Raw genomic sequence first — 20,018 nt, 5'->3', positions numbered from 1 at the left:
AGGCACCAAAAATACGTTTTCATAAGTAATTCAGCATTGCTTTTTGCATTTGATTAGCATTACCATTGAAGTCTGAATGCTTTTTGAAGCCGATCTGCTTGAGTATCTGGAATTCCTGAGGCACGCGCATAAGATTTCCAGTTAGATACCACGTCTAGCACCTGTTGTATAGCTTCTTTACCGCTTTTATAACTTATTTTATCAGCAACAGCTTTTAAATCATCTATGACAAAGTCATTTCGTTTTCCGTTGATTGACATTTGATGCATACTAGTCCAAATACCTGTTGGGTTATAGGAATAAGTAACATCGTAGGCTGGAGAAAGTCTCCACTCCCCTTTTTTGTTCATTAGAAAAGAAATATTTTTGGTATGATCATCTTGATTACGCGCAATAACATTGAGCAGCATTCGCTTATACAGTTTTATAGCATCACTATGCGGTAATCTCAATTGTCTCATGACCTGAAAAGCATTCTCATAAGAATACGCACCAGGAGATTTGTAATCAAAATGTGCAAGAGAACATAGCGTCTGCATATGTATTTTTTCATCATTTCTTAGGCGATCAAATCGTCTGGTCATAAAATGTGCACGGCCATGCTCCTCAAAAAGAATGGAGTTTTCCATTTCGATACCACAATCTTTAGCCATAAGATAATACGCATACTCTATTCTTCCATATCCTTGAGGATCACCCAGTGTACTTTCATTTACGCCATCAAATTTGAAGATATAATGTTCAAAATCGTTGGGTACAGAAGCTTGCCCAGATCTTATTTCATTAGTTTTTGCATTATAGGCTATGATAGCTTTGGCTCTTTGACCACCAGCAGAAGTTCCTACTTTAATCAACTCATTGAGATGCTCGGTTTCTGAAATATTTAAGTGTAGTTTTTCTCGTGTATTTAATACCTTATCTGCTAATTCGGCAAGTTTGTCTACCTCTAGTGTTATTGCTTTATTTTTATCAAGACTTCTTGCAGGTTGAAATTCTAAAGCTCCCATCCCTCTAGTCCCGATATAACATAAACGATCAAGAGGAGTAAAATCTGATTTGGAAATATTATTTAAAACCAACCACTGATCTATTAATCGATTTCCAAAATCATCGGGTAATACATCTGAAAGCATTCCGGGTAAACCCTTATAGGTATCCTGATTAAGATTAGGGAAACTGTAAATCTTGTTTTTAGAAGATGATATGGGCATATGTATTGGTGATACATTAAGATTTTTACTCAAAAAAGATGGGAAAAACTCGAATGAAGCAAAATTTCTTGTTTTGTCCCAACTTAGTGCTCCAAGCTCTTCACCCCACAACATAATTTTTATTACGTCTACCATGATGACTCTTCACTTTTATCATTAGTACTACGAGAGGCCCGTTCACGTTCTTTCCCTTTGAGTTTAAGTAATTCTACAGGACTTATGCCAGGATCAGGAAATAAGGAATCTAACGCTCCAATATCACCGAAAGCCCTGATGATTTGGACAAACGTTAATAACGTAGTTGTTTTACCAGATTCAAAATTTTTAATAGTTTGTACATGAACTCCTGCCCTTTTTGAGAGTTCTTCCTGGGTAATGTTTAGGTTGAGACGCCTTTGCTTTACTCTTTGAGTAAGCTCCAATATAATTTGTTCGTCTGAGAGGTTATTTAAGCTCATGATCAAAATAAGGTATAAAATGATATACTTTTGCAACTATAAACGCTAATTAAGTATAACTTATTGTATTTTAATACTATCAAATATAAAAAATATATTACGTATATAAAAGTATACTTTAAAATAGAAATTAACAATACAAAGTATAAAAGTATGTACTTTAAAAAATAAAAATGTTTTTAGCAAAAAAACAGGTAAAATCCCCTTTTAACCAAAAGCTAATATCCTTAAATTGAAAACCTTAACGTAACCCACCCTTTTTATCGTCTGATTGTTATAAATCATGATCAAATACAATTGATCTATTAAAACAATACACACAGATGACTTATTCTATTCAATTACGACGTCTCTCTTTTATCCTTGCATTATTACTTTTAAGTTCGAGTTGCATGTCTACACGTGTAGTAAGCTTATATGACAATGACTCGGTAGTTAAACACTCTAAAACTACCTGGAGCTTTGCTTGGGGCCTAGTAGCTCCAAAAGACATCAATCCAAATTGCGATTCTAAATACTTAAGCGCTTCTACTCACAAAACCAATTTAGGTTTCATTCTATTATCAGCAGTAACACTAGGAATTGTAGTGCCACAAACTGTCGAGTGGGAATGCGCACCAGAAGATCCTGACATAGAAGAATTATAAACAAAAAAGTAAACTACATATCACAAAAACATCATTATGGCATTACCAAAAGGCATAGAAATACTCCCAATTAGGAAATGGGAAAACAGACATCAAAACTTTACTCAAAAACTTACTCCAGGAGCATCTTTTAAAGTAAAGAACGACCCCTCAATTCCAAAAGGTACCGATAGGTACTTAGCTACTACAAAAAATTTACAATGGCTCATTGGACATGCAATAGATAATGATATTAGACTACGCGCAATGGGAAGTGGGTGGTCTTTTTCCAAAGTTGCCGTATCTGAAGGCGGTATATTGGATACCAAATCGTTACGTCTCAATTTTTCGGTAAGCAAATCTAATGTACACCAAAAATACATAGATAAAGGAGGGTCTCCCGATAATCTGTTTTTTGCGCAGTGTGGTGTTTCTATGCTTCAACTTAATTCTAAATTAGAAAAAGAGAAAAGACCCAACAGGTCCATAAAAGCCTCTGGTGCCAGTAATGGTCAAACTGTAGCAGGTGCTTTATCTACAGGAACTCATGGATCTGCATTTAATGTAGGATCTATTCAAGATTTTGTCACAGGAATACATTTAATTGTAGGTAAAGATCGGCATGTATGGCTCGAAAAAGAATCTAATCCAATCGTGTCTGATGGTTTTATAAAATGGTTAGGAGCAGAACTTATAAGAGACGATATTATGTTTAATTCTGCGTTGGTAAGCTTTGGGAGTTTTGGTTTTATACATGGTATTATGATTGAAACAGAGCCTAAATTTTTGTTGGAAGAACATCGCATCGATGAAATTGCGTATACCAGTGCATTAAAAAACACGATGAATACGCTCAACTTTTCAGGCATTAACTCGATTCTACCCTTTCCGCAACATTCTCCTGATCGTGAACTCTATCACTTTGAAGTCCTCATTAATCCATATGAATTTGAAGCCAATAACAAGGATAAAGGAGTTTTTCTGAAAGCCATATATAAAAGAAAATATAGAAACGATTACACAAGAAGAACTCAGGACGATAGAGGACTTACCTATGGTGATGACCTGTTAGGCCTTATTCAAACAGTAATGGATAGCCTTGGCGGATTATCTGTACTGCTCGTTCCAAAACTAGTAAGTATCTTATTTCCATTAGCTTACAAAGAAGTCCCACCAGTAGAAGGTACTATTGGAGAAACCTTTAGCAACACTAAGTTTAGAGGAAAAGTAGCAAGTGCAGCTCTGGGAATTGATATTAAAGATAGTACAAAAGTGGTTGAAGAAATTCTAAAAGTTATTGAAGATGGAGACCCTTTTCCTGGAGGTATATCATTGCGATATGTAAAAGGAACAGAAGCTTTGTTAGGTTTTACAAAATTCCCTAAAACATGTGTTCTAGAACTAGATGGTGTAGACGCTAAAGTAACCAGAAAGTTTTATGAGAAAATATGGAATAGATTAGAAGCTGCCGGTATTAAATACACATTACATTGGGGTAAAATAAACTTTAATCTTAACTTCAATCGAGTGCAGCATATGTATGGTGCTGCTACTGTTCAACATTGGATAGATAGCAGAAATGCATTACTAACACCTGAAGCCATGAAAGTGTTTACCAACAAGTTTATTGAAAAATGTGGATTAGATAAAACAGTTGGAGCTATAGTTTAGCTGAAATTACTTATTTTACTGTAAATTAAATAATTAATCGATGAAAATAGTTATTCTTTCGTACTATAATTTTGGATAATTAAAGCTGTTTGGCATGATCATAGTGATAGAATACATATAATTTTATTACTTTAGATTAAAATCCCCCAATCAATATCATGAAAAAGCTGTTTCCCCTACTACTGCTTTTTTTAGCACAATTCGTCTGTTCACAGACTTATACTGTACGTGATTCTGTGCAGAATAACCCTATTTCTTATGCAACCATTTCTTTTGGTAATGGAAATGGAACTTTCGCAGATGCCGACGGCAACTTTCAATTCTCAAAAAGATGGTATCCAGATATAGATACAATTTATGTATCTGCTATAGGTTTCAAAGAACTAGCATTGGCAACCAAATCTATTCCTAAAAAGATATTCTTAACTCAAGATGTATCTGAACTTAAAGAGGTGATCGTAACCGCTGAAAAGAAAAGGAAATACAAGACTAAAAAACTACCATCAGAGGTACATAACGATTATTTCAAATGTTGGCTACCTACTGTAGAGTCTGAAATCGCGGTATTCTTCCCAAAGGATCCCGAGAAATCAACAAAAATAGCTTCAGTATATCTTCCGGTTAAAGTAGAATCGTCTAATCGTAATGCAAGAGGACAAACGTTTTCTACATTGTTTAAAATGCAGTTTTACAGGAACAACAAAGGATTTCCAGGTGCACGACTCCCCTATGAAGACATCATCTTTATGATTTCTGATAAGGATAAATCTAATTTTGAACTGAACGTTTCAGAATGTAAAGTATACATCCCAAAAGATGGAATTTTCGTCTCTATTCAAGTATTAGGTTATGCCGATAAAAATGGAAAACTGCAACAGACTAAGAAATATCATGAGGTTGAGACTCGAAAAGGAATTGTAAAGGTTTCTACAACCTTTAGACCTTTGCTCCCATTTACAGATAAGATAGCTAAGAACAAGACATTTACAAGAAGAATTTTCTTCAGAAATAGAACATGGCAATTATTTGATGCAAACTATAGTGATTCAAACAACCTAATAAAAAACAACAATACCAACTACGGTATGGGGTTAAAATTGCATCTTTTTGAAGATGATTAATCCAAAAACGACCTTCTTTTCTCATTAAACTGTACGGCTACTTCATGTACTTTTTCATGTAGCTCTCTATTTTCTGCATAATCGACGGCATCAGATATATTCAAATAATAGTGATCTGTACCCAATTTATCTGTAAAACCTGATCGTTTTAAAAAATCACGTACAGGTCCAATAGTACCACTTAATAGAAGTTGAATACCTAATCCTTCTAAGTACCCATGAATATCTTCCAAAATATGCAATCCAGTACTGTCTATATCATGCATATTAGTGGTATCTAAAATTAGAAAATTAGGCTTTTGTTCTCTACCAGTAACATATTCCTGAATAGCTTCTTTGAAGAAACTAGCATTTCCAAAATACAATTGATTATCAAATCTAATAATCAAGTATATTTCTGATTGCACTGCTTCTGGGAATCTTTTGATGTTTCTAAAATACTTCGTCCCTGGAATATTCACTAATTCTGCTATGTGCGGTCGAGAACTGTAATACTGAAGAAAAACAAAGGAGAGAATCACCCCAATAAAAATCCCATTCTCTACACCAAACACCAAAGTTCCAACAAAAGTGATAATCATCACTATAAAATCCCTTCGTCTTAAACGAAACAGATATTTAGCTTCACTAAAATTGATTAACCCAAAAACAGACACCAATATAATTGCTGCCAAAGTAGATTTAGGAATGTAATAAAAGAATGAAGTAAGAAACAATAGTGATATTACTACCATTACAGCGGCAATCATAGAGGAAATTGTGGTCTTACCCCCTGCTTCATCATTTATTGCTGTTCTACTATAACTCCCCGAAGAAGGTACGGCTAGAAAAAAGACACCAATTATTTTGGCAATACCCAATGCTAACAATTCCTGATTAGGCCTTACTATATGATCCCGATTCTTCATCTCTAAGGATTTTGCAATCCCTATGCTACCTACATACCCTATAAATGTCACGGTAAGCACCGTAGGAATAAGACTTACCATATTTTCATAATTCATTTCAGGAAAAGAAAACGAAGGCAACCCACTGGGAACATCTTTAATTATAGCTACTCCTTTATCTTGTAAATTAAAGAAATAGGTAACCAATGTTGTGATTACTAAAATAGTTAAAGCACCAGGGAATGATCTTTTCCATTTTTTAAGCAAATTAATACTTACAATAGCAAACAAACATATTCCAAAAGTAATCCAGTTCGTATCAAAAAAATGACTTATCGCGTACCATATGGTTTCATGAGTATATGTAAAATCAGGTATCGCCAACCCAAGACTTTCTTCCAACTGCGAGACTATAATGATAATTGCTGCTGCAGAAATAAATCCCGATATCACAGGCTGTGAAATAAGATTAACCAAAAACCCCATTCGCAACATACTCATGATTACCTGCACAATCCCAATTAAAAACCCTGAAAAGAGTACTAACTGAGTAAATTCTTCAGAAAATGGTGTTGCCAATTGACTTACACCACTCATAATCAAAATAGCGGTTACCGCTACAGGACCAATACTAAGTTGCCTTGAGGTTCCTAACAAGGCATACACTATTAACGGCACCAAACATGCATACAACCCATAAATAGGAGGTACACCCATCAGCAAAGCATATGCGATTGCCTGCGGTATTAGAATTACTCCTACCGTAATACCGGCAATACTATCGGCCTTAAAAATCGAAGCATTATAGCCGCCATTCTTAAAATTTTGAATGAACGGCACTATTTTATGTAGTGTTTTAACTTCCTTCTGTTTTTGGTTAGCATCGTAAATCTACAACAGTTGAGAATTTATGCCAAATGAATTTTAAAAATAAGAATTCATAATCAGGATTTAGCTACTTTTGAACAAAACGAAGCATCAATAAACATTCCTAAATCAATATGAACGAAACATTACTCTTGGTTCTTTTAGCAGTCGTGGGTTTTATCGCTGGCGTTATAAACACCATTGCTGGCGGCGGATCTTTACTCACCCTCCCCATGTTGATTTTTATGGGGTTACCTCCTGCCATGGCTAATGGAACGAATAGAATAGGTGTTTTTATACAATGCATCACCTCTATAGCCGGATTTAAAAGCAAAGGCATAAAACCCTCGTCCTTTGGTTTATACCTTGGTATTTCGGCTCTAATTGGCTCTATACTAGGAGCTCAAATTGCCATTGATATCAAAGGAGAAACTTTTAACCGTATTTTGGCTATAGTAATGGTAGTTGTGGTCGGATTTATGGTCTTTAAACCTAAATTAAATACTCAAAACATTATTGAAAGAGTAAGCGGGAAACACCTTTGGATATCGATAGTTGTATTTTTCTTTATTGGTATTTATGGGGGCTTTATTCAAGCTGGTGTAGGTATATTTATTTTACTGGCTCTTTCTTCTATCAACCACTTTTCACTGGTAAAATCTAACGCGATAAAAGTATTGATCGTTTTTATTTACACGCTAGGAGCACTTGCCGTATTTATCTATAACCAACAAATGCATTTTTTATACGGTTTTATACTGGCTATTGGGAATGCTACTGGTGGATGGATAGCTAGTCGATGGTCTGTAAAAAAAGGAGATGGTCTGGTAAAAATATTTCTTATAATCATGGTAATCGCAATGTCTGTTAAGCTTTGGTTAGACAATTAATTCTCTCACATAATCCTAAAATTATTCAGGCATTGATAAGGTTAACATTGTTTTGTAAATGATTATACGTACCTTTTTGTCCTTAAACATAAATCGTCTTATCATGAAAGTTAATGCATTTCAAATTATTGTGATTTGTATGCTGTTGGTTATGGGCTGTAAATCCCATAAAAATGAAGATTCTGAACAAATTATCGATGAATCTATCGAAGAAACCCCTACCAAGCCTGTTACACCTAAAGTAGAAAGTGATATTTCTATAGATCCTATAGGGCATGCCACTGCTATCCTTGAATGGAAAGACAAAGTGATTTACATCGATCCTAATGGAGGCCCAAAGTTATTTGAAGAAAAAAAACTAGCCGATATTGTACTTATTACCGACATTCATGGTGACCATATGAATATCGACACACTAGATAGCTTAGACTTATCAAAAGCGGAAATTGTTGTTCCGCAGTCTGTAGCCGAAAAGCTCCCCGCAAATTATACAGAACAAATACTTATTATTAATAATGGTGAAACCAAAGAAGTACAAGGAATACCTATAGAGGCAATCCCTATGTACAACATAAGAGAAGAGGCTTTGAAGTTTCACAAAAAAGGAAGAGGCAACGGATACCTTATTACACTAGGTAAAGAACGCATATATTTTTCTGGAGATACCGAAGATATACCTGAAATGAGAGCCTTGCAATATATCGATAAGGCTTTTGTTACTATGAATTTACCCTACACGATGACTGTAGAAAGTGCTGCTGATGCCGTTCTAGAGTTCAAACCCAAACAAGTGTATCCCTACCACTACAGAGGAGCCGATGGTTTTAGCGATGTAAATAAATTCAAGGAACTGGTAGCCAAAAACCCAGATATAGAGGTTGTACAATTGGATTGGTACCCTGAATAAAACAAATTCTGTAAATTGCGGCATTTTTGAAGTCAATCTAAAACACTAATGCAGCAAAAGGATACCATAGCGTTTCATAAACATTTTGCCCTATATAAACCATATGGGTTCCTTAGTCAGTTTATAAACAATGGACAAAAACAGAATAGTAAAAGATTGCTAGGAGAATTGTACGATTTTCCAAACGGTACAATGGCGATTGGTCGACTTGATGAAAAGTCTGAAGGCCTGCTTTTATTAACTACCGACGGGAAAACGAGTAACCATATTTGCAGCGGAAACATTGAGAAAGAGTATTATGCTCAGGTAAATGGCAAAATCACCACCGAAGCCATTTCAAGATTGTGTAATGGTGTTGAAATTGGATTCAACGGTAAAAAATACACAACTTCACCTTGCAAAGCCTCTATTCTAGACCAAATCCCAGAGTTTCCTGAAAGGTCAAAAAAAATACGAGACGATAGACACGGTCCCACAAGTTGGGTTTCTATTACCTTAACCGAAGGGAAGTTTAGACAAGTACGAAAAATGACATCGGCAGTTGGGTTTCCAACATTAAGACTAGTAAGAGTGCGTATTGGCTCTATTCATTTGAATAACATGCAAGTCGCAGAAGTAATAGAACTAGATCACATATAGCAAAAAATCCCAGTATAGTTACTCGCATTTATCAATTCACAAATAAAATCATATTTATTTTTCCCTTTTCACCTTATCTTTATCACTATTAGAAGTTGTTCTATCAATGAGTTAAAAATTCAATAGATAAGTTATAAGATTTTAAGTATTTCGTCTCGGATTAAATGAAGCTGAGATCTTAATATCATCCGATTTACAACAAAAGACAAGGTTACCTTAGCAAACGACTTGGTAAAGAAACAAAAACTAATAAAAGCTTTAGCATTATTAGTCTTAGCAAACCAGCTTTCAGCATTATGACCATCTAAAATATTATCCTCATCACCCTTTTCGTCTTCAATTATAACCCCATGAACATGACTCGCATCTGATTCATAGGAAACTATTGGGATATTATATTTTAAAATGTATTCAGATATCATAGTTTCGAGCATAGGAAGCGTTTTATTTAGCTTTTGTTCAAACGGCTTATTTGCTTCCTTAAAATAGTCTGAAATATAATGTGGATTTTCTTCTTCGTTCGGAGGTGTAGCCACACTCACTGTCATTCCTGAAGAGTAGAAGATCTGAAAGTATTGGGATGTTGCTCCCGCGCCGGCCTCTCCACTCATAGGTAGTTACAAATTCAATAAACGTTGAAATTCTTCGAGATATGCTCCAATGTGATAACCGTCCATCAAACCATGATGTACATAGATGGCTATTGGCAATTGTAACGCCTTACCTTCTTTGGTATATTTTCCAAAAGAAATCTTAGGTATACTATCTTTATATTGAAAATGCCTTGCATGAGTAAGCCCTGTAAAACTATACCAAGGTATTGAAGAATAATGAACAGTGTCAATTCGTTTAGCATTATCATTATTTCGTAAACCTGTACTACTCTTTACTTCATTGATTTCTTGTTGCCCTTTATCTACAAAGGATGTAAAATCTTCATCGAATTCAATAAACGAAAAACCAAACGTATGATCTTCACGACCAATAGTAGGTGATGCATGAATTTTATCATACAAATACACCTGATCGTTTTCTATACGATATCGAAAGGGCTCTATAGTATTTGCTGCCAGCAATGACTTATGTAAATAAAACAAAAAATAAGGATACCCTAAGTCCTGTATCTTCTGATATCCCTTAGAAAAATCTACGGTTGTTGTAATTCCAAAAAACGGCTCATCAAAACCTCCAAAGAACTCAAAATGTTCTTTTCTATTCCAGTTTTCTAGGTCTATTGCCGTTCTCATAATTACAATATGGTTAGTAACTCACTTGCTCTGCTAAAACTTTTAAAATTTGGATGAGAAACTTCTTCATCTACCATCTCATGTACCCAAGTCGTATGAAAAGGAATATGAAACGCATAAGCTCCTATATTCAAAACAGGTAAAATATCTGATTTTAGAGAATTTCCTACCATTAAGAATTCTTCTTCAGCAATATCTAGATGTTTTACCAACTTACGATATTGCTTTTCTGTCTTGTCTGACACAATTTCAATATGATGAAAGTACTTTTCTAATCCTGACTTAATAAGTTTACGCTCTTGGTCTAACAAATCTCCTTTGGTCGCCATGACCAATCTATATTTCTGCGATAACACATTAAGTGTATGATCGATACCATCAATAAGCTCAACTGGTTCCTCTAGCATTTGCTTTCCTTTTTCGATAAGCTTTTCTACCAATTCGATGGTCATATTACCATTAGAGATTTTTATTGCCGCTTCAATCAATGATAATGTAAAAGGCTTAATACCGTATCCGTAGAGCGGTAAATTTTGCATTTCGATATCAAAAAGCAATTTATTAGCCTCTTCTTTGGGCATATAATCTTGCAATAATTCACAAAACTCTTCTTCTGCTCTTCTAAAAAAAGTTTCGTTCACCCAAAGGGTATCATCTGCATCAAAAGCAATAACTTTTATATTCTCCACTAGTATGTTGTGATTAGTTACTAAACTTCTGTTTATCTCACCAATTTCTTATACTTAATTCGTTTTGGCATGAGATCACCACCCAATCGTTTCTTTTTATTTTCTTCATAATCTGAGAAACTACCTTCAAAAAAGTATACTTGAGAGTCTCCTTCAAATGCCAGAATATGTGTACAAATTCTATCTAAAAACCAACGGTCGTGTGAGATCACAACAGCACATCCTGCAAAGTTTTCCAACCCTTCTTCTAAGGCCCTTAATGTATTGACATCTAAATCATTAGTAGGCTCGTCTAAAAGTAAAACATTACCTTCTTCTTTAAGGGTCATAGCAAGATGCAAACGGTTTCTTTCTCCTCCAGAAAGAGTCGATACTTTTTTATTCTGTTCACTACCGCTAAAATTAAAACGACTAAGGTAAGCTCTAGAATTTACTTGTCTACCTCCCATCATAACGAGCTCTTGCTCTTCACTAAAGTTTTGCCAAATCGTTTTGTCAGGATCTATATTACTATGACTCTGATCTACATAGGCTATTTTTGCTGTATCTCCTACTGTAAAGTTACCCTTATCAGGATTTTCTTCATCCATGATCATTTTAAAAATGGTTGTTTTACCAGCACCATTTGGACCGATTATTCCAACAATTCCTGCCTGTGGTAATTTGAAGTTTAAATCTTCATACAACAATTTATCTCCAAAAGCCTTACTCACTCCTGTTGCCTCAATAACATTTGTTCCTAGTCTAGGACCATTAGGAATGTAAATCTCTAGCTTTTCATCGACTTGCTTTTGATCCTGATTCAATAATTTGTCATAATTACTTAAACGAGCTTTTTGTTTGGCTTGTCTTCCTTTAGGAGCCATACGAACCCATTCTAGCTCCCTTTCCAGAGTTTTTTGACGTTTAGAAGCTTGTTTTTGTTCTTGTGCCAGTCTTTTTGCTTTTTGATCTAGCCAAGAAGAATAATTTCCTTTCCAAGGAATTCCCTCTCCTCTATCAAGTTCTAATATCCATCCAGCTACATTATCAAGAAAATACCTATCGTGAGTTACTGCTATTACAGTACCTTTATACTGCTGTAGATGGTGTTCTAACCAATGTACAGACTCCGCATCAAGGTGGTTGGTTGGCTCATCAAGCAAAAGTACATCGGGTTCCTGAAGCAAAAGACGACATAAAGCTACTCTACGTTTTTCTCCACCAGAAAGTACCCCAATTTTTTTATCAGGTTCTGGAGTTCGCAAAGCATCCATTGCTATTTCTAGTTTGGTGTCTAGTTCCCATGCATTACTTGCATCGATTTGATCTTGTAGCTTTGCTTGCTTATCCATAAGTTCCTGCATCTTATCTGCATCCTCATAAACTTCAGGAAGGGCAAACATATCGTTAATCTTATTGTATTCATCAAGAACAGCTACGGTCTCTGCAACACCTTCTTTTACAACATCTAACACCGTTTTTTCTGGATCTAACTGAGGTTCTTGCTCTAATAAACCTACGGAATAGCCTGATGCAAAAACAACATCTCCCTGGTAGTTTTTATCAACTCCAGCTATTATTTTGAGTAACGTCGATTTACCAGAACCGTTAAGTCCCAGAATACCAATTTTTGCTCCGTAGAAAAAACTAAGATAAATATTCTTAAGTACCGGGGTATTGGCACTTTTATAAGTTTTACTTACTCCAGACATGGAGAAGATTACTTTTTTATCGTCTGACATAAGCCTTAATTAAATTTTTTAATTTGATGAATTGTATTGAAGATTATACTCTTCCTTTTAGTGCATTAAAAACCCATGCAATTGCAAAGAAACCTACTCCCACAGCAGCAAATCCGTATCCAGATACATCTCTATATCTAAAAGCTCCTAACGCTATAAGTGATAACCCAACGACAATCATTATAAATGTAGCCCAGGCTAACACCGTATTTTTATTCATTCCCATAAAATGTTATTTAGTACAGTATAGTTGTGTTATTATAAATAATAAGATGCAAATATCGGTATTTTATCTTCATAACATATATTTTTACCGAGTAGTTAAGATATTAATTTAGCTTAGTATTTGTTTTACAGTTAATTAAAAATTAACTTTTTATAAAAAACGGGCATTTCTTGCAAAACACCCGTCTTTAAAATATTTTTAAGTTTATAGTGCCACATTATCAATACGTGATTCTAATACAGCTTCAATAGTATTAGGGATATTTTCGAACAAATCATAACCAGTAAGACTTTCAATCGTATTCACAGTAGTTTTAAACTGAGTCCAATCACTACTTACCCCTTGGTCATTAGGAACATTTATAGCTATTACTCTGGTTGATGTGGTCACCCTATTAATATCATTTGATCCGTTCGGCAATATTAACGCTACTTTCCAAAAGGAGTCTGGTACTGTGATATTACCTCCATCTATAGTTGAAGCAAAACCATTGCTTCCAGTTCCACCACTACCAGCAACTCCTGCGACAATATGAATTTCATTTCCTTCTAAAATTAATGTTCTTAAATAGTTTTCAAAATTAACCCAAGTTCTGCGGTTGTTATCAGGAGATTGAGGAGCTATATTGGTCATAAAGTAAGTGTTTTCATTAGATGCTTCACTGCCATTTCTATCGGCCGAAGGACATATATGCCCTCTATCAAATCCAGAACCGGTATAATCGCTGGTAGTAGCTCTAAAAAAATTACTGGGTAAGGTTCTATCTTGTTTAAAACAATTGCAACGCGGGGAACTACCTGTCCAAGCACTACTTAAATGCCAACTTACCCAATTAGGAGTTCCTTTACTATTATTGTATGACAAAACGAAATCGGGTTTTGATAAATAATAATTATTCGATGAAGAACCTGCGTTAGAAGGGTTTCCAAACGTAATATTACTATCTCTGGTAGCAGCACCTCCTCCTCCAGTTGTACTAGTTATTATTTCAATATTATCGATATTAATCCTATTTGAGCCTCCCGATGTTTTGTAGATACCATATCGTACCTGCTGGTTTTCATTCACATCAAAACTTACAGTATTCAAAGTTGTTGATGTAGTATTAACCGTAGACCCCACATAAAACCAGGATCCTCCGTTATCATAAGAAGCGATTAACCTCCAGGAAGAATTTCCATCATTCCCATATTTGGCATGACGAACTCTTATCGTTCTTGCTCCATTATCCATATCAAAAGACATGGTAATGTATCCGGTATTTCGTATACGTGCAGATTTAGATCCAAATTTGCGATCACTAGACAATGTACCAATTAATGCATCATTGAAATACCAACTCCCGGAGTTTGATAAATTAATGGTTGCTCCTGCATAACTTCCTTTAGAGCCTGATTCTAGGGTTTCTGTAAATCCAGCTGATCTTTTCTCTGAAAAATTATGTTCGTGCGGCCCCATATTATCATAAAAATTGGTTTCCGCTTTTAATTCACCGTTTATATTAATTTCTTGTACTGATTCGATTGATTCGAACACATCCTGATCGTCTGTAGAACAGGCAGAGAAAATAAGTGAAAAAATGAATAATTTGAAAATGAAATTAATGTGTAATAGTCTCATTAGTAAAATGTTTGGTTTATGAATACCTCAAATTACTCTCAAAAAGATTACGAGATTGTTAAACACAAACCAAGAAATGGTTATTTTATGCAATAAAATGTTGATAACTTTGAAATATAACTAAGCTCACAACGACTCCGTTAAACATTTCTAAATTGATTGAAGTTCCTGTAAAAACTCAGTGTTTTTTGTATTTTCGTGCAAACAATACACACATATGGATTTAAACTTCAACAAGAACGAAGATCACAATAAACTTTTAGTATCAGAATTACGCCGAAGACTTACCAAAGTGAAATTAGGAGGAGGCGAAAAAAGAATTCAAAAACTACATTCTAAAGGCAAAATGACTGCCCGGGAACGAATTGATTATTTATTAGATAAGGATTCAAAATGTATTGAGGTCGGAGCTTTTGCTGGTGAAGATATGTATGCAGAACATGGAGGGTGCCCAAGCGGTGGTGTTGTTGTGAAGATAGGATATGTTAGTGGTAAACAATGTATCGTTGTAGCAAATGATGCCACGGTAAAAGCAGGAGCTTGGTTTCCGATTACCGGAAAGAAAAACTTAAGAGCTCAAGAAATCTCTATTGAAAATAATCTTCCTATCATTTATTTGGTAGATAGTGCTGGTGTATACTTACCAATGCAAGATGAAATTTTTCCTGACAAAGAACATTTCGGAAGAATATTTAGAAATAATGCTGTAATGAGTAGTATGGGTATTACACAAATTTCGGCGGTTATGGGTAGTTGTGTAGCTGGAGGAGCCTACTTACCAATTATGAGTGATGAAGCACTTATTGTAGATAAAACCGGAAGTATCTTTTTAGCAGGAAGTTATTTGGTAAAAGCAGCTATTGGTGAAACAATAGACAATGAAACTCTTGGTGGTGCAACAACACATTGCGAAATTTCTGGTGTTACAGATTACAAAGCCAAAGATGACAAAGATGCTTTAGATACTATTAAAAACATCATGTCTAAAATTGGAGACTTTGAAAAAGCAGGTTTTAACAGAGTGAAGCCTGTAAAACCAAAACAAGACCCAAAAGACATCTATGGGATACTACCCAAAGCCAGAAATGAGCAGTATGATATGATGGAAATCATCAACCGTCTTGTAGATGATTCTGACTTTGAAGAATATAAAGCAGGATATGGTCAAACCATTATTACTGGTTATGCTCGTATAGACGGATGGGCCGTTGGAATTGTAGCAAATCAAAGAAAGATTGTAAAAAACAAAAAGGGTGAAATGCAATTTGGAGGAGTAATTTATTCAGACTCTGCAGATAAAGCTACTCGATTTATTGCTAATTGTAATCAGAAAAAAATACCGCTGGTTTTCTTACAGGATGTTACCGGATTTATGGTAGGTAGTAAAAGTGAACATGGTGGTATTATAAAAGATGGTGCCAAAATGGTAAATGCGGTTAGTAATAGTGTAGTACCAAAATTCACTATTGTAGTCGGAAATTCTTATGGTGCTGGTAACTATGCGATGTGTGGTAAGGCATATGACCCAAGGTTAATTTATGCATGGCCAAGTGCAGAACTTGCTGTAATGGGAGGTGCACAGGCAGCAAAAGTATTACTACAAATCGAAACTGCTTCCTTAAAAAATAAGGGCGAAGAATTATCTAACGAAGATGAAAAAGCTCTTTTTGATAAAATCAAGCAGAGATATGACAAACAAATATCTCCGTATTATGCTGCGGCCAGAATTTGGACCGATGGAATTATCGACCCTCTAGATACCCGTAAGGTAATCTCTATGGGTATAGAAGCAGCAAACCATTCCCCTATCGACAAGAAGTTCAATTTAGGAGTGATCCAGGTATAATTAAATTAATGCAGTTTACACATTTCATTTTCATTTTGGGGCTATGCTTTTTACCTTTTCAAGGTATAGGGCAATTAAAGGGAAAAGAGCAAAAGGTTGAGCAAAAACTGAAGAAATCTAAGGAGCTATTACAAAAAAACATCGATAGTTCCCTCTATTATTCAGATGAAGCTTTGGCACTATCAAAAAGTCTAGCTAATGATACATTATTAGCTAAATCTAATTTACAAAAAAGTAGTGTACTTATCCTTAAAAGGAATTTTTCTGAAGCCGATTCATTGTTACAAGATAATCTCAGCAAGCAGCTGCCAAAACATATCGAGGGGCAAACCTGGCATAATTTGGGAACAATTCAATATTATAAACAGGATTTTCAAAAAGCTCTTGATATTTATCTCAAGGCAGCTAAAGTGCTAGAAAAAGCCAAAAACTCTAAACAACTTGTAAACACATATACCAATATTGGTTCTATAAATGCATCATTAAAGAACTTTAAAAATGCTCAATTATATCTGGAAAGAGCATTGCCTCTAAGTGATTTCAATGAAATTTTAAGGCTACAAATCCTTGTTAATCTTAGTACAATTTACAAAGATCAAAAACTGTTTAAGAAATATACACGTAGTGTTTTTGAAGCTGAAGAACTAGCAAAGAAATATCAGGCTAAAAGTATTCTTTCAGTAATCTACAATAATCTTGCTACCTATTATACTGAAGATGTTTCAGATTATGATAAGGCTCTTTCGTATGGTAAGAAAGCTATAGCTCTTAAAAAGGAATTGAACCTTACTCAAACGTTGAATGTTAATTATAACAATGTAGGTCTCGCTTATCTCAAAAAAAATGAGTATCGTAAGGCTATTTCTTATCTCGATAGCGCTATCCCAAATGCCAAAGGCACCTTACACGTTTATGTTCTCAATAACCTAAAGGAATCTTATGAAGGTCTAAATGATTATAAAAAAGCAATATATTATGCCGATTTAAAAGACAGTCTTAAAGATTCTATAACAGAGGCACAACAGAGAGAGAAAGTTGCAGAACTAACCGAAAAATTCGAATCTGAAAAGAAACAACAACAAATTGATATTTTAGATACCAAAAATGAGTTACAGGCACTTACCATATCTCAACAACGCTATGCTTTAATCATATTTGCTATACTGGCTTTGTTATTTTTAGTTTTGGGGTATTTAGGGTTTAAAAGTTATAAGACTAAACAACAATTAAATACAGTACTCCTTCAGCAAAAACTTAGAAAAACTCAACTCAACCCGCATTTCTTATTTAATGCTTTACAAAGTATTCAAAACTATATCTACCAAAATGAGAAAGAGAAATCTGGAGCTTATCTCACCAGCTATTCAAAGCTCATACGAATGATACTTGAAAAATCGGAAGATAATTTTGTTTCCGTAGCAGAAGATAAAACGGCATTAGAGTCATATTTAAAATTACAGCAATTAACCCATAACGATTCTTTTTCATATGAAATCGAAGTTGACTCTAATATTGAAGAAGACTTTGAAATGATTCCTTCATTAATCACCCAACCCTTTGTAGAAAATGCCATTTTACATGGAATAAAAGATATTGTAGATGGAAAAATAAGGATCAAATACTATAAAAATGCAGATATGATTTACATCTCCATTTCTGATAACGGTAAAGGATTTACTACGAAAACGGAAGAATCGAAACGTCTTCATAAATCTATGAGCATGGGTATTATAAAAGAGCAATTAAAAAATCTTGGTCGCTCTTCCAAAGGTTTCGATGGAGATATTGCAATTAATTCTTCTACCTCAGGTACAGAAGTTGTATTGTCTTTTACTGCTGCTTAAAAATTGAGTAGTATATTTACCTTATGAATCACACCCAAATATCATGTTTTATTGTAGAAGATGACCCTCAGGCACTGGCCTATGCCTCTTCTATCATAGAAAAGAACACCTCTATTGATATTATAGGGAATTCTGACTCTATACAAGAGGCTTCAGAAAAAATAAAGCTCTTAAAACCAAATTTTATTATTCTTGACGTTTTCTTGACCGATGGTAATGCCTTCGAATTTCTTTCGCTATTCGACACCATTGATTTTAAGATCATTTTCACCACTTCATTTGCCAAATACGCCATAGATGCTTTTAAATTTAGTGCTTTAGACTATTTACTCAAGCCCTATGCAGAGGAAGATTTAAAATTTGCTTTAGACAAGGTATTAGCAAATATACAGCAGCAAGATTATCAACTACAATTATCTACATTACTTCAGAATTTTTCAAATAAAGAACAGCCTAAAAAACTTGTTCTAAAAAATGTAGATGAGATTAACATCGTCAAAATCACAGACATACTCTATGCGCAATCTGATAATAATTATACCACTTTTACCTTAAAAAAAGGAAAAGAGATATTGGTATCTAAGCCATTAAAATCTTTTGATAATAAATTGAGCCCATTCGGTTTTCTAAGGATTCATCAAAGTTTCCTCATCAATCTGACCTATATTACCTCATTCAATAAAAGAAATGAAGAGGTAGTCTTAGATCAGACCTACTCTATTCCTGTAGCACAGAGTAAAAAACGGCTTTTAATCGATCAAATAGATAAATATCTATAAAACTCTCACTAGATTAGCCCTATTACTAAAATTATCAGTTCAAATTCTCATTGAACCAAAATCTTGTGATTTTAACATTTAACTTAGTTCGTAGAACTAATTTTTATATCACAACAAAATTCACCAAAAGCAATGAAAAAAACGATCATTATGTTGTTTTGTCTTGTATTTTTTATTTCCTGTGGGAAAGACAAAAAAAAGGACGAACCAGGGATACTTGACGCCATAGAGAGTGTATCAGACCTAAACAATTTTGCTAAGGAAGCAGAAAAAATTGAAGAAGAAAATGAAAAACTTCTTACAGCTACACCTATTTCTAATGAAGCTCTCAAAAAATTATTACCAGAGGATATACTCAATTACCCAAGGAAGAAATTTTCGATTGGAAACCAGTTTATGGCAGACATCGCTATGGCCGAAGCAGAGTATGAAAATGAAAACGGAAACCTTATCTCGTTCTCTATTGTAGATGGAGCTGGAGAAACAGGAAGTGCAATGGTTACTTTGGCTCGATTAGGGTTTACCAGAGATTTTGAGGAACAAAGTGATCGAGGATATCGAAAATCGACCACTATCAACGGGTACAAAGCTGTTGAAGAAGTTGAAAAAGATGACTATAACGATTATCAAAATTCAAAGATTGATCTTATGGTAGCGAATAGGTTTTTACTGTCGATCGAAGGGGAAGGATTATCAGTAAGCCAACTAAAAAAGGCTATAGAAGAATTAGATCTAAAAGCACTGGAGAAACAAGCAAATTAATTTT

19 protein-coding genes are annotated in these 20,018 nt (G+C 34.6%); 10 read left to right on the top strand and 9 right to left on the bottom strand.

Going from position 1 to position 20,018, the window contains the following annotated elements; all coding sequences use genetic code 11:
- Nucleotides 1-59: 59 nt before the first annotated feature.
- Together M0D21_RS00330 and M0D21_RS00325 are read right to left on the bottom strand one after the other, a co-directional pair.
- Nucleotides 60-1,346, bottom strand: coding sequence for a type II toxin-antitoxin system HipA family toxin (locus tag M0D21_RS00330; protein ID WP_248325420.1), 1,287 nt, complete (start codon nucleotides 1,344-1,346; stop codon nucleotides 60-62).
- Nucleotides 1,340-1,669, bottom strand: a complete 330-nt coding sequence (locus M0D21_RS00325) for a helix-turn-helix transcriptional regulator (RefSeq protein ID WP_248325419.1) — start codon at nucleotides 1,667-1,669, stop codon at nucleotides 1,340-1,342. The genes M0D21_RS00330 and M0D21_RS00325 overlap by 7 nt, the downstream gene beginning before the upstream one ends.
- A 392-nt stretch (nucleotides 1,670-2,061) precedes the next feature.
- Here M0D21_RS00325 and M0D21_RS00320 point away from each other — a divergent pair, with 392 nt between their 5' ends.
- The 3 genes from M0D21_RS00320 to M0D21_RS00310 all read left to right on the top strand — a co-directional run bounded on the left by M0D21_RS00320 (nucleotide 2,062) and on the right by M0D21_RS00310 (nucleotide 5,087).
- Nucleotides 2,062-2,316 carry a Bor family protein gene (locus M0D21_RS00320; protein ID WP_248325417.1) on the top strand — a complete coding sequence of 85 codons (255 nt, stop codon included), beginning with the start codon at nucleotides 2,062-2,064 and terminating at the stop codon, nucleotides 2,314-2,316.
- A 36-nt stretch (nucleotides 2,317-2,352) separates the two neighbouring features.
- Entirely contained in the window at nucleotides 2,353-3,966 is a 1,614-nt protein-coding gene (locus tag M0D21_RS00315) for an FAD-binding protein (protein ID WP_248325415.1), read from the top strand.
- A 158-nt stretch (nucleotides 3,967-4,124) separates the two neighbouring features.
- The gene (locus M0D21_RS00310; protein WP_248325413.1) at nucleotides 4,125-5,087 is read left to right on the top strand and encodes a carboxypeptidase-like regulatory domain-containing protein; all 963 of its coding nucleotides are present in this window, start codon (nucleotides 4,125-4,127) and stop codon (nucleotides 5,085-5,087) included.
- Here the strand turns inward: M0D21_RS00310 and M0D21_RS00305 are convergent.
- Complete coding sequence (locus M0D21_RS00305; protein WP_248325411.1) at nucleotides 5,084-6,814, bottom strand: SulP family inorganic anion transporter; 1,731 nt, start codon at nucleotides 6,812-6,814, stop codon at nucleotides 5,084-5,086. The genes M0D21_RS00310 and M0D21_RS00305 overlap by 4 nt on opposite strands.
- Before the next feature lie 161 nt (nucleotides 6,815-6,975).
- On the opposite strand from M0D21_RS00305, the gene M0D21_RS00300 reads away from it, so the two are divergent.
- The 3 genes from M0D21_RS00300 (at nucleotide 6,976) to M0D21_RS00290 (ending at nucleotide 9,277) form a co-directional block, all read left to right on the top strand.
- A complete protein-coding gene (locus M0D21_RS00300; protein ID WP_248325409.1) occupies nucleotides 6,976-7,731 on the top strand; it encodes a sulfite exporter TauE/SafE family protein in 756 nt (251 codons plus the stop codon).
- 103 nt (nucleotides 7,732-7,834) lie between these two features.
- Nucleotides 7,835-8,638, top strand: coding sequence for an MBL fold metallo-hydrolase (locus M0D21_RS00295; RefSeq protein ID WP_248325407.1), 804 nt, complete (start codon nucleotides 7,835-7,837; stop codon nucleotides 8,636-8,638).
- Nucleotides 8,639-8,686: 48 nt separating this feature from the next.
- Complete coding sequence (locus tag M0D21_RS00290; RefSeq protein ID WP_248325405.1) at nucleotides 8,687-9,277, top strand: pseudouridine synthase; 591 nt, start codon at nucleotides 8,687-8,689, stop codon at nucleotides 9,275-9,277.
- A 131-nt stretch (nucleotides 9,278-9,408) separates the two neighbouring features.
- On the opposite strand, the gene M0D21_RS00285 is transcribed toward M0D21_RS00290, so the two are convergent.
- From M0D21_RS00285 to M0D21_RS00260, 6 genes are all read right to left on the bottom strand, one after another.
- Complete coding sequence (locus M0D21_RS00285; protein ID WP_248325403.1) at nucleotides 9,409-9,888, bottom strand: hypothetical protein; 480 nt, start codon at nucleotides 9,886-9,888, stop codon at nucleotides 9,409-9,411.
- Nucleotides 9,889-9,894: 6 nt separating this feature from the next.
- On the bottom strand, nucleotides 9,895-10,524 hold the full coding sequence (locus M0D21_RS00280) for a chloramphenicol acetyltransferase (protein WP_248325401.1): 630 nt from the start codon (nucleotides 10,522-10,524) through the stop codon (nucleotides 9,895-9,897).
- Nucleotides 10,525-10,526: 2 nt separating this feature from the next.
- A complete protein-coding gene (locus tag M0D21_RS00275) occupies nucleotides 10,527-11,213 on the bottom strand; it encodes an HAD family hydrolase (protein WP_248325399.1) in 687 nt (228 codons plus the stop codon).
- A gap of 32 nt (nucleotides 11,214-11,245) precedes the next feature.
- On the bottom strand, nucleotides 11,246-12,937 hold the full coding sequence (ettA, locus tag M0D21_RS00270) for an energy-dependent translational throttle protein EttA (protein ID WP_248325397.1): 1,692 nt from the start codon (nucleotides 12,935-12,937) through the stop codon (nucleotides 11,246-11,248).
- A gap of 43 nt (nucleotides 12,938-12,980) precedes the next feature.
- The gene (locus tag M0D21_RS00265) at nucleotides 12,981-13,163 is read right to left on the bottom strand and encodes a CAL67264 family membrane protein (protein ID WP_103068099.1); all 183 of its coding nucleotides are present in this window, start codon (nucleotides 13,161-13,163) and stop codon (nucleotides 12,981-12,983) included.
- A 204-nt stretch (nucleotides 13,164-13,367) separates the two neighbouring features.
- Nucleotides 13,368-14,783 (bottom strand): DNA/RNA non-specific endonuclease, encoded by a 1,416-nt coding sequence (locus M0D21_RS00260; protein WP_248325396.1) that lies wholly within the window; start codon nucleotides 14,781-14,783, stop codon nucleotides 13,368-13,370.
- 217 nt (nucleotides 14,784-15,000) lie between these two features.
- Here M0D21_RS00260 and M0D21_RS00255 point away from each other — a divergent pair, with 217 nt between their 5' ends.
- The 4 genes from M0D21_RS00255 to M0D21_RS00240 all read left to right on the top strand — a co-directional run bounded on the left by M0D21_RS00255 (nucleotide 15,001) and on the right by M0D21_RS00240 (nucleotide 20,014).
- Nucleotides 15,001-16,629: an acyl-CoA carboxylase subunit beta gene (locus M0D21_RS00255; protein WP_248325394.1), complete on the top strand. Its 1,629-nt coding sequence runs from the start codon at nucleotides 15,001-15,003 to the stop codon at nucleotides 16,627-16,629.
- Between the two features lie 8 nt (nucleotides 16,630-16,637).
- Nucleotides 16,638-18,473 (top strand): tetratricopeptide repeat-containing sensor histidine kinase, encoded by a 1,836-nt coding sequence (locus M0D21_RS00250; RefSeq protein ID WP_248325392.1) that lies wholly within the window; start codon nucleotides 16,638-16,640, stop codon nucleotides 18,471-18,473.
- Between the two features lie 23 nt (nucleotides 18,474-18,496).
- On the top strand, nucleotides 18,497-19,252 hold the full coding sequence (locus M0D21_RS00245; RefSeq protein WP_248325390.1) for a LytR/AlgR family response regulator transcription factor: 756 nt from the start codon (nucleotides 18,497-18,499) through the stop codon (nucleotides 19,250-19,252).
- 132 nt (nucleotides 19,253-19,384) lie between these two features.
- Nucleotides 19,385-20,014, top strand: a complete 630-nt coding sequence (locus M0D21_RS00240) for a hypothetical protein (RefSeq protein ID WP_248325388.1) — start codon at nucleotides 19,385-19,387, stop codon at nucleotides 20,012-20,014.
- The last annotated feature ends 4 nt before the right edge of the window (nucleotides 20,015-20,018 follow it).

The sequence above is a fragment of the Aquimarina acroporae genome (assembly GCF_023195925.1).
Lineage (GTDB): Bacteria > Bacteroidota > Bacteroidia > Flavobacteriales > Flavobacteriaceae > Aquimarina > Aquimarina acroporae.
This window is presented reverse-complemented; position numbering and strand designations above follow the sequence as displayed.

Coding starts and splice junctions, on each gene's coding strand:
- M0D21_RS00330 (WP_248325420.1), bottom strand. CDS start 1,346: ATGGTAGACGTAATAAAAATTATGTTGTGGGGTGAAGAGCTTGGAGCA.
- M0D21_RS00325 (WP_248325419.1), bottom strand. CDS start 1,669: ATGAGCTTAAATAACCTCTCAGACGAACAAATTATATTGGAGCTTACT.
- M0D21_RS00320 (WP_248325417.1), top strand. CDS start 2,062: ATGTCTACACGTGTAGTAAGCTTATATGACAATGACTCGGTAGTTAAA.
- M0D21_RS00315 (WP_248325415.1), top strand. CDS start 2,353: ATGGCATTACCAAAAGGCATAGAAATACTCCCAATTAGGAAATGGGAA.
- M0D21_RS00310 (WP_248325413.1), top strand. CDS start 4,125: ATGAAAAAGCTGTTTCCCCTACTACTGCTTTTTTTAGCACAATTCGTC.
- M0D21_RS00300 (WP_248325409.1), top strand. CDS start 6,976: ATGAACGAAACATTACTCTTGGTTCTTTTAGCAGTCGTGGGTTTTATC.
- M0D21_RS00295 (WP_248325407.1), top strand. CDS start 7,835: ATGAAAGTTAATGCATTTCAAATTATTGTGATTTGTATGCTGTTGGTT.
- M0D21_RS00290 (WP_248325405.1), top strand. CDS start 8,687: ATGCAGCAAAAGGATACCATAGCGTTTCATAAACATTTTGCCCTATAT.
- M0D21_RS00285 (WP_248325403.1), bottom strand. CDS start 9,888: ATGAGTGGAGAGGCCGGCGCGGGAGCAACATCCCAATACTTTCAGATC.
- M0D21_RS00280 (WP_248325401.1), bottom strand. CDS start 10,524: ATGAGAACGGCAATAGACCTAGAAAACTGGAATAGAAAAGAACATTTT.
- ettA (WP_248325397.1), bottom strand. CDS start 12,937: ATGTCAGACGATAAAAAAGTAATCTTCTCCATGTCTGGAGTAAGTAAA.
- M0D21_RS00265 (WP_103068099.1), bottom strand. CDS start 13,163: ATGGGAATGAATAAAAATACGGTGTTAGCCTGGGCTACATTTATAATG.
- M0D21_RS00260 (WP_248325396.1), bottom strand. CDS start 14,783: ATGAGACTATTACACATTAATTTCATTTTCAAATTATTCATTTTTTCA.
- M0D21_RS00255 (WP_248325394.1), top strand. CDS start 15,001: ATGGATTTAAACTTCAACAAGAACGAAGATCACAATAAACTTTTAGTA.
- M0D21_RS00250 (WP_248325392.1), top strand. CDS start 16,638: ATGCAGTTTACACATTTCATTTTCATTTTGGGGCTATGCTTTTTACCT.
- M0D21_RS00245 (WP_248325390.1), top strand. CDS start 18,497: ATGAATCACACCCAAATATCATGTTTTATTGTAGAAGATGACCCTCAG.
- M0D21_RS00240 (WP_248325388.1), top strand. CDS start 19,385: ATGAAAAAAACGATCATTATGTTGTTTTGTCTTGTATTTTTTATTTCC.